The sequence below is a fragment of the Bordetella petrii genome, from assembly GCF_017356245.1.
Taxonomy (GTDB): Bacteria; Pseudomonadota; Gammaproteobacteria; order Burkholderiales; family Burkholderiaceae_B; genus Bordetella_A; species Bordetella_A petrii_D.
Genome location: NZ_JAFMZZ010000001.1, coordinates 1907686 through 1923054 on the forward strand (window position 1 = coordinate 1907686; position 15369 = coordinate 1923054).

General features: G+C 58.3%; 11 protein-coding genes. 8 read left to right on the forward strand and 3 right to left on the reverse strand.

Translation table 11 applies throughout. The features are described from left to right. Positions 1 to 8 precede the first annotated feature (8 nt). From J2P76_RS09340 to J2P76_RS09350, 3 genes are all read left to right on the forward strand, one after another. A complete protein-coding gene (locus tag J2P76_RS09340) occupies positions 9 to 482 on the forward strand; it encodes a DUF2840 domain-containing protein (protein WP_012251395.1) in 474 nt (157 codons plus the stop codon). Continuing rightward, a complete protein-coding gene (locus tag J2P76_RS09345; protein WP_242697331.1) occupies positions 472 to 1065 on the forward strand; it encodes a S26 family signal peptidase in 594 nt (197 codons plus the stop codon). Before J2P76_RS09340 ends, J2P76_RS09345 begins: the two co-directional genes overlap by 11 nt. Before the next feature lie 444 nt (positions 1066 to 1509). Further along, the gene (locus J2P76_RS09350; protein ID WP_012251397.1) at positions 1510 to 3471 is read left to right on the forward strand and encodes a relaxase/mobilization nuclease domain-containing protein; all 1962 of its coding nucleotides are present in this window, start codon (positions 1510 to 1512) and stop codon (positions 3469 to 3471) included. A gap of 2 nt (positions 3472 to 3473) precedes the next feature. On the opposite strand, the gene J2P76_RS09355 is transcribed toward J2P76_RS09350, so the two are convergent. The 3 genes from J2P76_RS09355 to J2P76_RS09365 form a co-directional block, all read right to left on the reverse strand. Continuing rightward, the gene (locus tag J2P76_RS09355; protein ID WP_041863205.1) at positions 3474 to 3671 is read right to left on the reverse strand and encodes a hypothetical protein; all 198 of its coding nucleotides are present in this window, start codon (positions 3669 to 3671) and stop codon (positions 3474 to 3476) included. Positions 3672 to 3912: 241 nt separating this feature from the next. Next, positions 3913 to 5373 carry a multicopper oxidase family protein gene (locus J2P76_RS09360; protein WP_012251398.1) on the reverse strand — a complete coding sequence of 487 codons (1461 nt, stop codon included), beginning with the start codon at positions 5371 to 5373 and terminating at the stop codon, positions 3913 to 3915. 251 nt (positions 5374 to 5624) lie between these two features. Beyond that, on the reverse strand, positions 5625 to 7718 hold the full coding sequence (locus tag J2P76_RS09365) for a copper-transporting P-type ATPase (protein WP_269446939.1): 2094 nt from the start codon (positions 7716 to 7718) through the stop codon (positions 5625 to 5627). Positions 7719 to 8620: 902 nt separating this feature from the next. Between J2P76_RS09365 and J2P76_RS09370 the strand changes: the two genes are divergently transcribed. The 5 genes from J2P76_RS09370 to J2P76_RS09390 all read left to right on the forward strand — a co-directional run bounded on the left by J2P76_RS09370 (position 8621) and on the right by J2P76_RS09390 (position 15261). Beyond that, on the forward strand, positions 8621 to 9862 hold the full coding sequence (locus J2P76_RS09370) for a TolC family protein (protein WP_012251400.1): 1242 nt from the start codon (positions 8621 to 8623) through the stop codon (positions 9860 to 9862). Beyond that, positions 9859 to 11364, forward strand: a complete 1506-nt coding sequence (locus J2P76_RS09375) for an efflux RND transporter periplasmic adaptor subunit (protein WP_012251401.1) — start codon at positions 9859 to 9861, stop codon at positions 11362 to 11364. The genes J2P76_RS09370 and J2P76_RS09375 overlap by 4 nt, the downstream gene beginning before the upstream one ends. Then, entirely contained in the window at positions 11361 to 14528 is a 3168-nt protein-coding gene (locus J2P76_RS09380; RefSeq protein ID WP_012251402.1) for an efflux RND transporter permease subunit, read from the forward strand. Before J2P76_RS09375 ends, J2P76_RS09380 begins: the two co-directional genes overlap by 4 nt. 1 nt (position 14529) lies before the next feature. Then, the gene (locus J2P76_RS09385; RefSeq protein ID WP_041863211.1) at positions 14530 to 14916 is read left to right on the forward strand and encodes a copper-binding protein; all 387 of its coding nucleotides are present in this window, start codon (positions 14530 to 14532) and stop codon (positions 14914 to 14916) included. Between the two features lie 141 nt (positions 14917 to 15057). Continuing rightward, entirely contained in the window at positions 15058 to 15261 is a 204-nt protein-coding gene (locus J2P76_RS09390) for a hypothetical protein (RefSeq protein ID WP_041863212.1), read from the forward strand. Positions 15262 to 15369: the final 108 nt, after the last annotated feature.

Genomic DNA, 15369 nt, shown 5'->3' on the forward strand with positions numbered 1-15369 from the left:
GTGCCGCCATGTACGTGACGCGCGTGGCGCTGGCGAGCATAGGTCGGCACGTACGCATCCGGCTGCGCTTTGGCGCGCCGCAACGCATCGTGCGGCTGGATGCATACCGGCGCCTGGCGATCTTCATGCCCGGCGCGGTGTGCTGCCGCGTGAGCTGGGCCGCCAATGCCTACGGTACCGTGGCCTGGACGCTGATGGTGATGCAAGCGGCTACACCGCTTGATGCCGTCCAACGCATCTCGGGCGTTGTGCCCGGGGCGCGTCTCTTGCTGCGCGTTGATGGCAAGCGGCAGGTCAAAACCGTGCTTGCGCTGATCGATGCCGTCGAGGTCGGCGGCATCGCACCTGTGACGGTTTCGCCCGCCTACTGGCGCACCGTGGCCAACCGGCTCGCGGCTCGGCAAGCGCCACCGGTCTACACGGCCGAGCGGCATGCCGCTTACCTTGCGCGTCGCACTTTACAGGGAGTAAATGATGTCTGATGTGCCATGCGTTGCGTGCCGGCCCGCCTGGCGCTATCGCGTAGCGGTGCTGGCCAGCACGACGGTCGGTCTGGCGGCAATTTTGGCGTCCGGCCTGCTGCGTGCCGTAGCGCCTGCCGCCGCGTCCGGCGATCCGGTTGCTACATTCGCGCCCCGCCTAGTCTACAACGCCAGCGACAGCGTGCCGCGCGGCTTCTATGTTATCCATGCGCAGCCGCCGCGTGTGGGCGATACCATCCTCACGCGCTTGCCCGGCGATGCCGCGAGGCGGGCTGCCGAGCGCGGCTACTTGCCAGCTGGCGTGCCGCTGATCAAACCGATCGCCGCTGGCTATGGCGATCATGTCTGCGTGCGCAACGGTATCGTGCGCATCAATGGCCGTGTGGTGACGCGCACGCTCACACACGACCGCCAGGGCCGGCCAATGTCTGCCTGGCCAGGCTGCCGGCTATTGACCATACACGAATGGTTTTTGCTCGGCACGACGCACCCGGCGTCGTTCGACAGCCGCTATTTTGGTCCCGTTACGCACGCGGCCGCCTACGGCGTGGCCGTGCCGCTCTGGGTGTGGGGCACGCCATGAGTGGCGTGTTGTCGGTCAGTCACTTTGCGCGCCGGTTGCACTGCGCTATGCGGCGCGTATGCGGTGTTCGGCGCAGTGGCCATGTCAGCGGCTTGGCCAGATGGCTGCGCCCCGGCGTGCAGACCGCTTACCCTCGCGGCGGCTCGCCGTCTACGTCTGGCTGGCCCGGCCTGTGGCCGTCGCCCGCGCCCGGCGCACCCGGCATCGACCGGATCGCCAGTCTATTCCCGTCACCAAGACGGCGGCAAGGGGCGCAGGGTGACAGCGAGGGCAAGATAAAAGGGCCAGCACGTGGTTGGCCGCAAACCCTTGTCTGCACGTGTGGGGAGACGACACGCGGGTCGGTGGACCGTGTGCCGTGGAAGGACGCTTGGGCTCATGGGTGCAGGCGTCGCCGTGTGCTGTCTGCGCTCGTGTGCGCTTGCCTTGTCGGGAGTGTGGCCGATGGCGCAACCTGACGACGATCGTTTCCGGCCCCAGCCCGGTGCGCCTCGCCAGCGCGGCGGTGGCGGCGAACGCTTTGTGTCGCTGGTGCGCCGTCAGGTGGCCAAGACAGGCCAGGCGGCCGGCCGCTCGATGCGTGGCCGCCAGTTCGGCCGGGGCCGGGTCGCGGCTCGATTGAGAGGGCGCACGCCGACGCTGCGCAGCCGGCGCGTCGTCATCAAATCGCGTTTCGTGATGATCAAACCCGGCTCGGATGCCATCGCCGCGCACCTGCGCTACATCGAGCGCGATGGCGTCACCCGCGACGGCGAACGCGGCCAGGCCTATGGCGCCCAAACCGACGCGGCCGATACGCAAGCTTTCGCCGATCGCTGCCAGCAGGACCGGCACCAATTCCGATTCATACTTTCCAGTGAAGATGCTGTGGAGATTGGCGATCTGCGCGCCTTCACTCGCACCTTCATGCAGCGCATGGAAGTCGATCTGCAAACCCGACTGGATTGGGTGGCCGTCGATCACTGGGACACCGACAATCCGCATACGCATATCGTGCTGCGCGGACGGGCCGATAACGGGCAGGATCTAGTCATTGCACCGGAATATATGAGCCATGGCATGCGCGAGCGCGCTGCCGAGCTGGCCACCGAGTGGCTCGGGCCACGTACGGAACGCGAGATCGCCGACACCTTGCAGCGCGAAGTCCAGCAAGAGCGGTTCACCACCTTGGATCGGTCACTGTTGCGCCTGTCAGTCGACGCCGAGGCAACAGGTGCATCGGGCTTGCGCGGCGACTCGTCTTATCAGCACGCGCTGGCCGCTCGCTTGCAGCATTTGACCGGCATGGGTTTGGCCCATTTGAACGATGATGGCCGCTATCAGCTTGATGCAAAGTTGGAGGCCACGTTACGCAGCCTGGGCGAGCGCGGCGACATTCTGCGCGCCTTGCACCGGGCAATGCGCGACCAGGCACGCGAATACGTCATCGAATCCGGGCCAGCGCTGCGCCATCCCATCATCGGCCGCATTGCCGACAAGGGGCTTGCCAATGAGCTGTATGACAAAGGTTATCTCGTCATCGACGCGGCCGATGGCCGGGCGCATTACCTAGCATTGCCGCCCGGTATGGTGCTGGCCGACTTCCCGACGAATGGCATCGTAGAAGTGCAGCCTATCCCGGAAAGCGCTGCCGACAGAAACATCGCCAAGCAAGCGGCGGGCGGTCTATATCGACCCGGCGAACACTTGGCCGAACTCGAACGCTGGCAAGCGCAGCGTGAAGACAGTCAGGATCAGAAACGCCTGCCCAGTCCCGAAGCCATGGTGCGCTCGCATGTGATGCGTCTCGAAAGTCTGCGGCGTGCCGAGATTGTGGAGCGTGTGGACGATGAAACCTGGAAGGTGCCAAACGATCTCATCAAGCAGGGGCGGGAACATGATCTGAAGATGCGCCACGGCATCAACATCACGGTACGCTCGCACCTGCCTCTGGCGAACCAGATCGACGCGCGGGGCGCAACCTGGCTGGATCGCAAGCTGATCGACAACGGCAAAGACCTGACAGGACAGGGTTTCGGCGGCGAGGCGCGAGAGGCCATGCGGGCGCGTGCGGCCCACTTGGAAAGCGAGGGGCTGGCTCGACGTCAGGGGCTGCACGTCATCGTTGCGCGTGGACTGCTCAATACGCTGCGTGACCGGGAAGTGGCAGCGGTAGCTCAGCGGCTGGCCATGGAAACGGGCCTGACGTATCAGCCGCTGGGCGAAGATGGCCAGGCCGCCGGCGTCTACCGGCGTTCACTAATGCTGGCCAGCGGTCGCTACGCCATGCTGGACGATGGGCTGGGTTTTACGCTAGTGCCATGGCGGCCGGTACTGGCGCAGCGGCTGGGTGAATCCATGTCGGTCTCGATCGAGAATGGCCGGGCGACGTGGGAGTTAGGTAAACAGCGCGGCCGAGCATTGTGAGGCTAATGTCGGGGTTCGCTCTCAACCTGACGCGCCAACTCCAAATAGGCCTGCTCCAGATACTCCGCTTCAACATCTCGTGCGCCCATGGCTTCCAGGGCCTGTAGCAGCGACTCGGCCACAATTGTGTCCCCTTCCTTGCATGCGCGTTTGAACGCTGCAAGTACGTCGTCACCTAAGGTTGAAGCTGCTTTGTCCATGATTTAGCCCGCGAACTCTCACAGCACTCGCAAAAAAGAAGCCGCTCGGTCCATAAGTGACTAATTTCGTTTGGCCTTTTGAAGGCGATAATAATGGGTTCCACGATTCATTTACGTTTCGACCGCAGCAATTCCCGCCTCTTTCTCCGTAATCCCATTCCAGCCTTGTGAGATTGACCGAGCTACGGCCACGCACCTCACTTACGTGCTTTATTTGCTGTTTCCTGAAACGTCTTCAGCATTAACTAATCAAAAATTGCCCCATCATTCCAGCATCCTCGTGCTCAAGAATATGGCAGTGATACATAAATGGCGAACTCACCGCAGTCTGCGAAAACTTCACAAGCAACTCGACCGGCTCCTGAACTATGACCGTATCTCGGAGACCTTGATCACGGATGCCCGGGCTCGAGCCATTTCGACTCAGTACCTCAAAGTGAACACCGTGAATATGGAACGGATGCGCCATCATCTCACCTGAGACTTCCCAAATCTCGGTGTCTCCAAGTCGAATCCTTTCGTCAATCCGCGACATATCGAAAGCGCGGCCATTGATGCCGAACATTGTCATTCCGCCGCGCATTTGGCCTCCCATACCTATGTTCATTTCGAAACGACGCCGCCGAACGGCATTCGAAACGTTCGGGCGCTCCCAGCTGACAAGCTTGTCCGGCACGGCCTTCACCAGTGCCTCTCCTGACTGCGGTTCGAACCTGACAACCGTCTCGCGTCCGATACCACCCAGATTAGTGACGCCTGTCATTGTTCTCATCATCATCGACATGGTGTTGTCTGGCCCCGCTTCGAGCAGAGCGGGACGGCCATCAGAAAAATCAACAATAATCTCAGCCCGCTCGCCGGGAGCAAGCCTCAAAGAACGCAATTCCACTGGCCCTTCGAGTAGCCCGCCTTCGGACGCAATCCATTGAAATGACCGGCCATCGTCAAAGGCGAGATCAAAGTCTCTGGAGTTGGCCCCATTGACCAAGCGAAGCCGAACTAGACGACGTGGCACTCGAGCCACCGGATTGACGGTTCCGTTGACCATCAACGTATCGCCGCGTCGGCCGTGCATCATCGACATCATTCCTTGCGGGAGGACAAGCATCCCATCCTGGAATTGTCGATCCTGCAATACCAACGGAAGATCATCGACGCCATACTCAGACGGTAGTCCGAGCGCTCTTTCTTCGTCGTCAGAAACGATCAGGACGCCGGCCAGCCCGGCATAGACTTGCTCGGCGGTACGACCATGGGCATGCGAGTGATACCAGAGCGTCGCTGCAGGCTGACGAATGGGAAGCACGGGTCGCCACGTAGCACCTGGACGGATCGTCTGGTGTGGACCGCCATCAAGCTCTCCGGGAATGAGTAACCCATGCCAATGGACTGTTGTATCTTCGCGAAGGGAGTTGGTGACGGCAATTTGCACGTCATCACCGCGATGGACACGCAACGTCGGTCCAAGATAGCTGCCGTTATAGCCCAAGGTATCGCTTTCACGCCCGGAGTAGAAGGCTGTTCTGCCGGACTGCGCGGTCAGCACAATCGCTTGCCCCTTCGTGCGGGCATCAATCAGCTCAGGAATTCGTAACGCCGTTGAAGCGCTATTAGCCCTAGAAGGCCATAGGAGGGATCCCGCCAGGAACGAACCTCCTGCCAGGCCTGCCCCTGTGAGGAAAGATCGTCGGGTCAATGTCATAGCGAAGTTTTCTCAATTCCAGGCCATGCTTTGCACCCAGCTTTAAGTCAAAACGCTCACTGACAATTAGAAGGATGCTTCGCCCAGCCGATGCCTCGCCGCACTCCCATTGCTTCGGGGACATGTATGTCATATGCGGCAATGGTAATTAGCGTAAACCTTACCACCATGGAAAGGTCAAGCATCCCTCTCAAATTGGATCTAAAGTGCCCCGCGAGATCCTCCCGTGTTTTCACTCTCTCGAATGCACATTACTCGTCAATTTTCGCGACTCTAAGCCTCAACGCGTTACCGATCACGCTCACAGATGACAACGCCATAGCCGCCGCCGCAATGACGGGAGAGAGAAGGACGCCAAAAATCGGATACAGCACACCGGCGGCAACGGGAATGCCCGCCGCGTTATAAATAAACGCAAAAAACAAGTTCTCTTTGATGTTTCGCATCGTTGCTTGGGAAGCACGCCGTGCGCGTACGATGCCCATGAGGTCGCCTTTCAGCAGCGTCACGCCGGCGCTTTCCATCGCCACGTCAGTACCGGTCCCCATGGCTATACCAACGTTAGCGGCGGCCAAAGCGGGCGCATCATTGACGCCGTCACCAGCCATGGCAACAATTCTGCCCTCTGCCTGGAAGCGCTTTACGGCAGCGCTTTTATCTTCGGGCAGCACTTCGCCTATAGCCTCATCGATGCCGAGCTGCTCGGCAACGGCACGCGCAGTCGCTTTGCTGTCCCCGGTAAGCATCACAACTCTGACTCCCGACCTGTGTAGCGCATCGATCGCCTGGGGTGTCGACTCCTTGATGGGATCGGTGATGCTAACGAACCCGGCGTAGTGACTATCAATCCCGACATAAATGACTGTGGCGCCTTTCGCTCGTAGCGAATCGCCCGAGTCCTCGGCTGATATCACAATGCCGTGCTCTGCCAAGAATTTGGCGCTGCCGCAAACAATGTGCTTTTTGTCGACGGTTCCAATTACCCCCTTACCAACGGGAGAATCAAAATTCTCTACGGGTAAAAGCGCCAACTTCGCCTCTTGTGCAGCATCGACGATCGCAGTGGCTAATGGGTGCTCGCTGGCGCGCTCCACGCTGGCCAGCATTTGCAGCAGCACAGCGCGGTCTACGGCTGCCGCGGGCTGAATACTGGTGACCTTTGGTTTGCCTTCGGTCAACGTCCCCGTCTTGTCCACAATTACCAAATCAACTTTCTGCATCTGCTCGAGCACTTCGGCGTCTCGGATAAGCACCCCATGCTGTGCAGCACGCCCCACCCCGACCATGATCGACATAGGTGTAGCCAGCCCCAACGCGCAAGGGCACGCAATGATCAGCACAGACACCATCGCGATGAGTGCATACGTGAAGGCAGGAGCCGGTCCCCAGTAAAGCCAGGCGGCAAAGGCAACCACAGATGCCACGATTACCGCAGGCACGAACCAGCCAGCCACTTGATCAGCCAGCCGCTGAATTGGCGCTCGACTGCGTTGCGCGGCCGCGACCATCTGTACGATTTGCGCTAGAAGCGTATCTGCCCCTACCCGCTCTGCCCGCATGACGAAACTACCAGTTTGGTTCAGCGTCCCCGCAGTAACAGAGGACCCTGGCGCCTTTGTCACCGGAATTGGTTCACCCGTTATCATCGATTCATCTACGGTGCATCGTCCCTCCAGAACCTCCCCGTCTACAGGGACTTTCTCACCCGGCCGAACTCGCAGTCGCTCGCCGACTTGGATCGACTCCAACGCGACAGTCTCGTCGCTGTCATCTTCTCTGACCCTAACCGCCGTCTTTGGCGCGAGGTTCAACAGCGCTTTAATCGCTCCAGAAGTCCGCTCTCGTGCGCGCAGCTCCAGCAGCTGCCCCAGTAGGACAAGCACCGTAATAACAGCAGCCGCCTCAAAGTAGACTGCGACAGCTCCCTGAGTCCGAAAGTTTTCGGGGAACCATTGTGGCGCGACCGTGGCGACGACGCTATAGATCCACGCAACGCCAGTGCCCAATGCAATAAGTGTGAACATGTTCAGACTTCGAAACACGAGCGACTTCCACGCTCGCACGAAGAATGGCCATCCCGCCCACCACACTACGGGGGTGGCCAACACAAATTGCAGCCAATTCGATAACTGTGGACTCACCAGTCTATGAATGTCGAATAGGTGCCCTCCCATCTCGAGTACGACTACGGGCAACGTAAGCACCAGGCCGATCCAGAATCGACGAGAAAAGTCACGCAACTCGCTACTTTCTTGCTCGCCGTCTAACGACACAGTCACCGGCTCGAGCGCCATGCCACAGATAGGGCAACTGCCCGGTCCAATCTGCCGAATCTGCGGATGCATCGGACATGTGTATTCCGCACTCGATGATCCGGCACGCGATACGCCAGCGTCAGTCGTTCGGCCATGAGAGGAGCCATGATGATGGTCATGTCCTTCACAAGCGTGCCTCGTTGAAGGAGCCTTAGCGTCCTTCTCATCCCGATGATGACTGTGCTGGAACGCGTGTGTCGCAGGCCCATGCTTGTGGTCCGCCAAGTCCTGCTTTGGTAATGACTTCCGCGCCATGCCAACCTCCAGTGACTGAGGTTCTAAGCCTAAACCTTCCCCCCATTGGAATGTCAAGCTCTAAAGCTGGGCATTCAGCAAAACTATCGAGCCATAATCTCGATAGCGATACCCAGACGAAAGATAGGCCACTTGTGCTTGCGCTGAATCACCACATGATCCATCACGGCTAGTGCCTTTAGTGCTTACACATTATAATTTTTCACCATGGCTCTATTACGCATACTAGTTATCGTTTTACTGACGCTGGCGGTCCCCGTTGCGACCACGGCGAGCGTACTCGCGCCTCACGCCATGCCTGCGATGCAGATGTCCGTTCAGCCGCACGATACTGCAACAACCCAAAATTCGATGTCCGACGGGCACTGCGCAACAGATTCGGCCGATACGAAGTCGTCTCCGCACTCCAGCGGATCCAAGCCATGTAAGCCGAGTGCAGCCTGCAAGCTCTGCCATTCCTTTCCGTCTCCTCAAGCCGTCTCTTGGCAACCGTCGTGGACTATCCAGCCACACCTGCTGCTCTTGACTGATACGGCAGTCAGCACGCGCGACCCATCAGGGTTGTGGCGCCCTCCTCGTTCGCTCTAACGCTCCCTAGATTTGGTGTCCCGCCAGTTTGACTGGCGGAGATCGATGCGCGTCCCCGTCACGCGTAGGCCCCGTCATGGAGTTGGAGCATGTCTCCTCGTTTGGATTTTCTTACCCTGCCATTGTTGGTAGGGTGGGTGGCCGTGGCTCACGCCGCCCCGCTTTCGTTTGAACAGGCAATCTCTTTAGCACAACAAGAATCCCCCGCCTTACGCGCCGATACCGCGGAAATACGAGCCGCTCAGCTTTCGGTCATCCCTGCAGGAGAACAACCGGATCCCAAGATTGCGCTCGGCATCGACAACTATCCCGTATCGGGAATGGGCCGATGGACCATGAATGGAGAGTCGATGACCATGCAAAAGGTCTCCATCATGCAAGACTTCATCAACTCGGATAAACGAGAGGCTCGCAAAGACGGTGCTCGCGCCGCCGTTGGTGTGGCCCAGGCCCAGCGGCGTGTTGCGCTACTGGACATTCGGCGGGCTGTCGCCCAAGGGTGGATCACCCGGTATTACCTCGAGCGCAAAGTGGAGGTTCTCAACAATATCCACCGCGACAACAGAATTGCGGTAACGACGGCCGGCGCACAAGTCACAGCCGACCGCCTATCGCCGTCCAATGCTCTTGAACCCCGTATCGCGGCGGCTGATATCGAAGACCTGAAAGACCAACTGACGCGAGACATTTCAAAGTCCAAAGCGAACTTGCGGCAATACATCGGCTCGGCGGCCGATGAACCCTTAATAGGCGCTCCGCCACCCATGGAAGTTGAAATCGGTGCATTGCGCGAAGGGCTAGATCGCCACCCTCTGTGGGACTCCTATGATGCTCAGGCGCGCAGCGCCAGTGCCGCCATTCGAGAAGCCGATGCGGAGAAGAAACCCGACTGGGGCGTAGAACTCGGATTCCAGCGGCGAGACCCGCAATTCGGCAATATGGTGTCCCTGCAATTCACCTGGGAATTGCCTATCTTTTCATCGACGCGACAGGGACCTCGCGCCGACGCCAAACGTCAAGATCTCATACGTGTCAACGCCGAACGCGAGACAGCCAGGCGGGAACGCAGTAGCGCTCTCGAGAGCACATTTTCCGATTACGAGGCGGCATCCCGCCTGGGCCACCGTTTGGCCACCACGACGCTGCCGCTCGCACGATCCTCTGTGGACTTGCAGTACGCCAGCTATCGAGCCGGAAAATCCTCTCTGAAGCAAGTTCTGGCGGTTCGTCGCCTGCTGCTCGATCAGCAACTCAAACTCATTGACCTGCAATGGCAACAAGCGATGCTCGCCGCAGAACTCTACTTCAGCTATGGAGAGTTAGCCCAATGAAGGCCTCATTCACTCTCGGTCAAATCACGCTTGGCATGGTCGTAGCCGCAGCTATTGCGGCAGGCGCAGGCTATGCCCTAGCCAATCGCAACGTACCGACATCATCGGCCGTATCTACTGCCATAAATTCCAAGGGCGATCGGCAAGTACTCTACTGGTATGACCCCATGGTGCCCACTCAGCACTTTGATAAGCCGGGAAAGTCCCCCTTCATGGACATGGAGTTAGTGCCTAAATACGCCGACGAAGGAAACGGCGCGCAAGGCATCATGATCGAACCTACCATCCAACAGAACCTGGGCATTCGAATCGTCAAAGTTCAACAAGGTCCAATACCAGGCGCTATTGAAGCGACGGCCAGCATAAAGTTGAATGACCGCCTCGTAACCATACTGCAGGCGAGAACCACCGGATACGTTGACAAAGTCTACCCCCTGGCGCCGGGCGACGTTCTAGCGAGCGGAACACCCATTGCCGAGTTGATTGTTCCAGAATGGGAAGGGGCGCAATTAGAGTTTCTCGCCCTGATGCGAAGTGGCGAGCGCTCCCTCGCTCGCGCCGCTCGCGAACGCATGCGGCTTTTGGGGATGCCAGACGATTTGATCGAGCGTGTCGAGCGCACCCGCAAGGCGCAACCCACCTTGACAATCAGAGCCCCATCAACCGGACTGCTCCAGACACTCAACGTGCGTAACGGAATGGCTGTCAGCGCGGGAACAGTTCTGGCGCAACTCAATGGATTGGATGCGGTCTGGCTCGATGCCGCTGTTCCTGAGACCCAAGCCCGAGCGATGCGGCCCGGCCTAGAAGCGAAGGTGAGTTTCCCTGCATTCCCCGGACACACAGTCGTTGGGAAAGTCAGCTACATCCTGCCTGAGGTAGACGCAGCCAGTCGGACGGCGCGGATACGCATCGAACTCCAAAATCCGGATGGCCAGCTCAGACCAGGTCTATTTGCCAAGGTAGAGTTTGCTCACACAGGAGAAAAGGCCGGCCTACTTATTCCTTCCGAATCGGTAATCCGCTCAGGCAAGCGGAATGTGGTCATCGCAGTAACCGACAACGGCCGATTTTTGCCGACGGAAGTACAGCTAAACGGCGAGGCCGATGGAAAGACGGTGGTCGCGAAAGGCCTCAAAGAGGGCCAAGGCGTAGTGGCTTCAGGACAGTTCTTGATCGACTCTGAAGCGAATCTACGCGGGGTACTCGCGCGCTTGGCGACCGACAGCTCGGCTGCAGCAACACCTTCCGCCGGGCCAACAACCGGTGCCAGCCACCACAAGGCGACGGGCACAGTGAAAACCATTACGCCGACAGATATAACCATATCGCACGGCCCCGTCCCATCGATAGGCTGGCCCGCCATGACAATGACGTTCAAAGTGATCGATCCCGGGCTGACGCGGGATATCAAGACTGGCGAGGCAGTCGCATTCCAATTCGTTCAAGAAGAGGACAGCTATGTGGTCCAGACCATCCAAGCCTCGGGAGCATCTCGATGATAGAGAAACTCATACGGTGGTCTATCAACAATCGGTTCCTGGTGCTCTTGGCCACACTCTTTCTATTCTTTTGGGGACTCTGGGCAATCAAGAATGCGCCCATCGATGCACTGCCAGACCTCTCCGACGTCCAGGTCATCGTCCGCACCACGTATCCCGGGCAAGCGCCTCAAATTGTAGAGAACCAGGTCACATATCCCCTGGCCACAACCATGCTTTCGGTCCCCGGGGCCAAGACCGTACGGGGCTACTCCTTCTTTGGCGACTCGTTCGTATACATCATCTTCGAGGACGGAACTGATCTCTACTGGGCACGCTCCAGGGTGCTCGAATACTTGAACCAAGTTCAAGGGCGACTGCCCGCCACGGCAAAGCCATCTTTGGGCCCGGACGCCACCGGAGTCGGCTGGATATACGAATATGCGTTGGTCGACCGGTCCGGAAATCATGACCTCTCACAGCTACGAGGACTTCAAGACTGGTTCTTGAAATATGAACTGAAGAGTGTGCCGGATGTCGCTGAAGTCGCGTCGATCGGAGGCATGGTAAAGCAATATCAGATCGTGATTGATCCGATAAAACTCGCGGCATTCGGCGTGACTCAGGATCAGGTCATCCAGGCCGTACGCGCCTCAAATCAGGAAGTGGGCGGCTCCGTTCTGGAGCTTGCCGAGGCCGAATACATGGTACGCGCCTCAGGATATCTCGCAAGCCTGGAAGACTTTCGGAATATTCCTCTGGCGGTCAAATCGGGCGGAACACCCATTCTGCTTGGCGACGTGGCCACGATCCAGCTAGGGCCCGAAATACGACGCGGGATTGCCGAGCTCAACGGCGAGGGTGAAACCGCCGGCGGCGTGGTGATCCTTCGCTCGGGCAAGAACGCCCGACAGGCCATATCCGCGGTCAAGGCGAAGTTGGACGAGCTCAAGGCGAGCCTGCCGCCTGGCGTGGAAATCGTACCCACGTATGACCGCAGCAAACTGATTGATCGCGCAATCGAAAACCTCACATCCAAACTCATCGAAGAGTTCATTGTCGTTGCTCTCGTATGCGCGATCTTTCTTTGGCATTTGAGGTCTGCGCTGGTGGCGATTATTTCTCTGCCTCTTGGAGTGCTAACCGCCTTCATCATCATGCATTATCAAGGCGTGAGCGCAAATATCATGTCGCTTGGCGGCATCGCGATTGCCATTGGCGCCATGGTGGATGCAGCAGTCGTGATGATTGAGAACGCTCACAAGCACGTCGAGACATGGCGCCACGAGCACCTGGGACAAGAGCTCAGGGGCGAAGCGCACTGGCGGGTAATGGCCAACGCGGCAGCTGAAGTAGGGCCGGCGCTATTCTTCAGCCTACTGATCATTACGCTATCGTTCATCCCCGTTTTTACCCTCCAAGCGCAAGAAGGTCGCTTATTTGGCCCTCTGGCGTTTACCAAAACCTACGCCATGGCCGGTGCAGCTGGACTGGCCGTCACACTTGTCCCAGTATTAATGGGTTACTGGATTCGAGGGCGCATTCCGCCAGAGGAAAAGAATCCGCTTAACCGATTCTTGATACGAATCTATCGGCCTTTGCTTGATGCCGTACTGAGAAGGCCTCGCACAACTCTTGCTGCGGCGTTGATCATCCTGCTAACCGCGATATGGCCCGCAACACGCCTTGGCGGTGAATTTCTGCCGCCCTTAGACGAAGGCGACCTACTCTACATGCCATCTGCTTTGCCGGGCCTGTCGGCTTCGAAGGCATCCGAGCTCCTTCAGCTGACCGACAGGATGATCAGGACGGTACCAGAGGTGGCGAGCGTATTCGGCAAGGCGGGCCGCGCCGAGACAGCCACGGATCCTGCTCCGCTTGAGATGTTTGAGACGACGGTCCAACTCAAACCACACGATCAATGGCGCCCAGGAATGACCGTCGACAAGCTGATCCAAGCGCTCGACGATGCGGTCAAAGTTCCCGGGCTTGCCAACATATGGGTTCCGCCTATTCGCAACCGGCTGGACATGTTGGCTACAGGCATAAAAAGTCCTATCGGTGTAAAGGTGGCGGCGGCCAACTTGGCCGATATAGAGAGCGTAGCGCTCGCTATCGAGCAGGTCGCCAAGACAGTCCCAGGAGTAAGTTCCGCTTTGGCCGAACGCCTCACAGGAGGTCGTTATGTCGACGTCCAAGTTGATCGCATCTCCGCCGCACGCTATGGGCTGAGTATTGCCGATGTGCAGTCGGTCGTGTCAGCCGCAGTGGGTGGAGAAAATATCGGGGAGACCGTAGAAGGCCTGGCACGCTATCCGATCAATGTCCGCTATCCCCGAGAAATACGAGACTCGGTCGAAGGCCTTCGCAACCTCCCCATGTTTACCAGCAATGGCCAGCAGATCACATTGGGAACGGTTGCACGTATCGCTATCGAGAACGGGCCGCCGATGCTCAAGAGCGAGAATGCCAGGCCGACAGGCTGGGTCTACATCGACGTACGAGGACGCGACCTGGCCTCCGTGGTCTCAGACCTACGCCATGCGGTTGCACAACAAGTAGCGCTCAAACCGGGCATGAGCATCTCGTTCTCTGGGCAGTTCGAATATATGGAGCGCGCCACGGCCCGTCTGACCCTTGTGATACCCGCTACGCTATTGATCATTTTTGTCCTGCTTTATCTGACATTTCGACGATTCGATGAAGCACTTCTCATCATGGCCACACTTCCTTTCGCGCTGGTCGGTGGTGTCTGGTTCCTGTATCTCCTGAACTATCACTTATCCGTTCCGGCAGGCATCGGATTCATCGCTCTTGCTGGTGTATCGGCCGAATTCGGCGTGGTGATGCTTTTTTACCTGAAGCAGGCGGCCGCATCCCGCCAGGACAGCGGCTTATCGTTAACGCCATCGGTTCTTGAAGACGCCATTCGCGAAGGTGCCGTAATGCGCGTACGCCCCAAGGCCATGACAGTTGCAGTCATCTTGGCGGGTCTGCTGCCGATTCTGCTTGGCAGCGGCGCAGGCTCAGAAATCATGAGCCGTATCGCCGCGCCCATGGTCGGTGGAATGATCACCGCCCCTCTGCTTTCCATGTTCGTCATACCCGCCGCATATCGTCTGATGCGCGGTCGAGTCAACGCGTCTTCGGACGCATCAACAAGCCCTCACGCTAAAGGAACCTGAAATGAAGTCTCCACGTTTTACCATTCCGCTCATCATGCTTACCACGCTGGCCTCACCCGCAATGGCGGCCGGCATGCAAGGCATGTCCTCGAGCCAGATGCAACAGATGCCAATGAAGCAAATGGGAATGTCCCAATCAAGTAATTCGGATTCGACCGCGCAAAGTGCTGAAGGGACCGGAGCGATCGACGCCCTGGACACGCAGTCTGGCACCGTCAAACTATCGCATGGCCCAATCAAATCCTTGAACTGGCCTGCCATGACAATGAGTTTTCCCGTCGCGGAAAAAAAACTGCTCCAGGGCCTCAAAGTGGGGGACAAAGTGAAATTCTCTCTTCGTAATGGGAGTTCTTCGCCCGTCATAACGAAGATCACACCGACGCAGTAACCCTTCCCATGATGTGGCATCGGTAACAGGGCACACCGATGCCACACCGTCACTCTTTAATACTTCGCCTGTGTGGATTGACTGCTGTGTGCTTTGTGCGTATGGGTTCGCGGCAGCCTGTCGAAGAAGGAAGTGCTGCTTATGATGACATTCGCAAGGACATTAACGTCCTTCTCTGTGTGCGTTACGTTGGCACTGCGATCTGGCAATGCTCAGGCGCAGATGATGGGAGAGGCCATGATGGGCGGGATGATGTGGCTGATGGTTATTTTTCTGCTGCTCATCGCCGCGGTGCTTATTCTTGCCATCGCAGCGCTGGTGAAGCATCTTTTTAAGAAATGGTGACCTAATGGGCGAGCCAGAAAACTTGGAACCAATTCTTCATAGCTGACGAAAAAGTAATACTACTGTTGGATTGGGGTCAGGCTCCCCCTGTCAGAATTGTTCTTACGC

Coding starts and splice junctions, on each gene's coding strand:
- J2P76_RS09385 (WP_041863211.1), top strand. CDS start 14,530: ATGAAGTCTCCACGTTTTACCATTCCGCTCATCATGCTTACCACGCTG.
- J2P76_RS09380 (WP_012251402.1), top strand. CDS start 11,361: ATGATAGAGAAACTCATACGGTGGTCTATCAACAATCGGTTCCTGGTG.
- J2P76_RS09350 (WP_012251397.1), top strand. CDS start 1,510: ATGGCGCAACCTGACGACGATCGTTTCCGGCCCCAGCCCGGTGCGCCT.
- J2P76_RS09345 (WP_242697331.1), top strand. CDS start 472: ATGATGTCTGATGTGCCATGCGTTGCGTGCCGGCCCGCCTGGCGCTAT.
- J2P76_RS09375 (WP_012251401.1), top strand. CDS start 9,859: ATGAAGGCCTCATTCACTCTCGGTCAAATCACGCTTGGCATGGTCGTA.
- J2P76_RS09390 (WP_041863212.1), top strand. CDS start 15,058: ATGATGACATTCGCAAGGACATTAACGTCCTTCTCTGTGTGCGTTACG.
- J2P76_RS09340 (WP_012251395.1), top strand. CDS start 9: ATGTACGTGACGCGCGTGGCGCTGGCGAGCATAGGTCGGCACGTACGC.
- J2P76_RS09355 (WP_041863205.1), bottom strand. CDS start 3,671: ATGGACAAAGCAGCTTCAACCTTAGGTGACGACGTACTTGCAGCGTTC.
- J2P76_RS09370 (WP_012251400.1), top strand. CDS start 8,621: ATGTCTCCTCGTTTGGATTTTCTTACCCTGCCATTGTTGGTAGGGTGG.
- J2P76_RS09360 (WP_012251398.1), bottom strand. CDS start 5,373: ATGACATTGACCCGACGATCTTTCCTCACAGGGGCAGGCCTGGCAGGA.
- J2P76_RS09365 (WP_269446939.1), bottom strand. CDS start 7,718: ATGCATCCGCAGATTCGGCAGATTGGACCGGGCAGTTGCCCTATCTGT.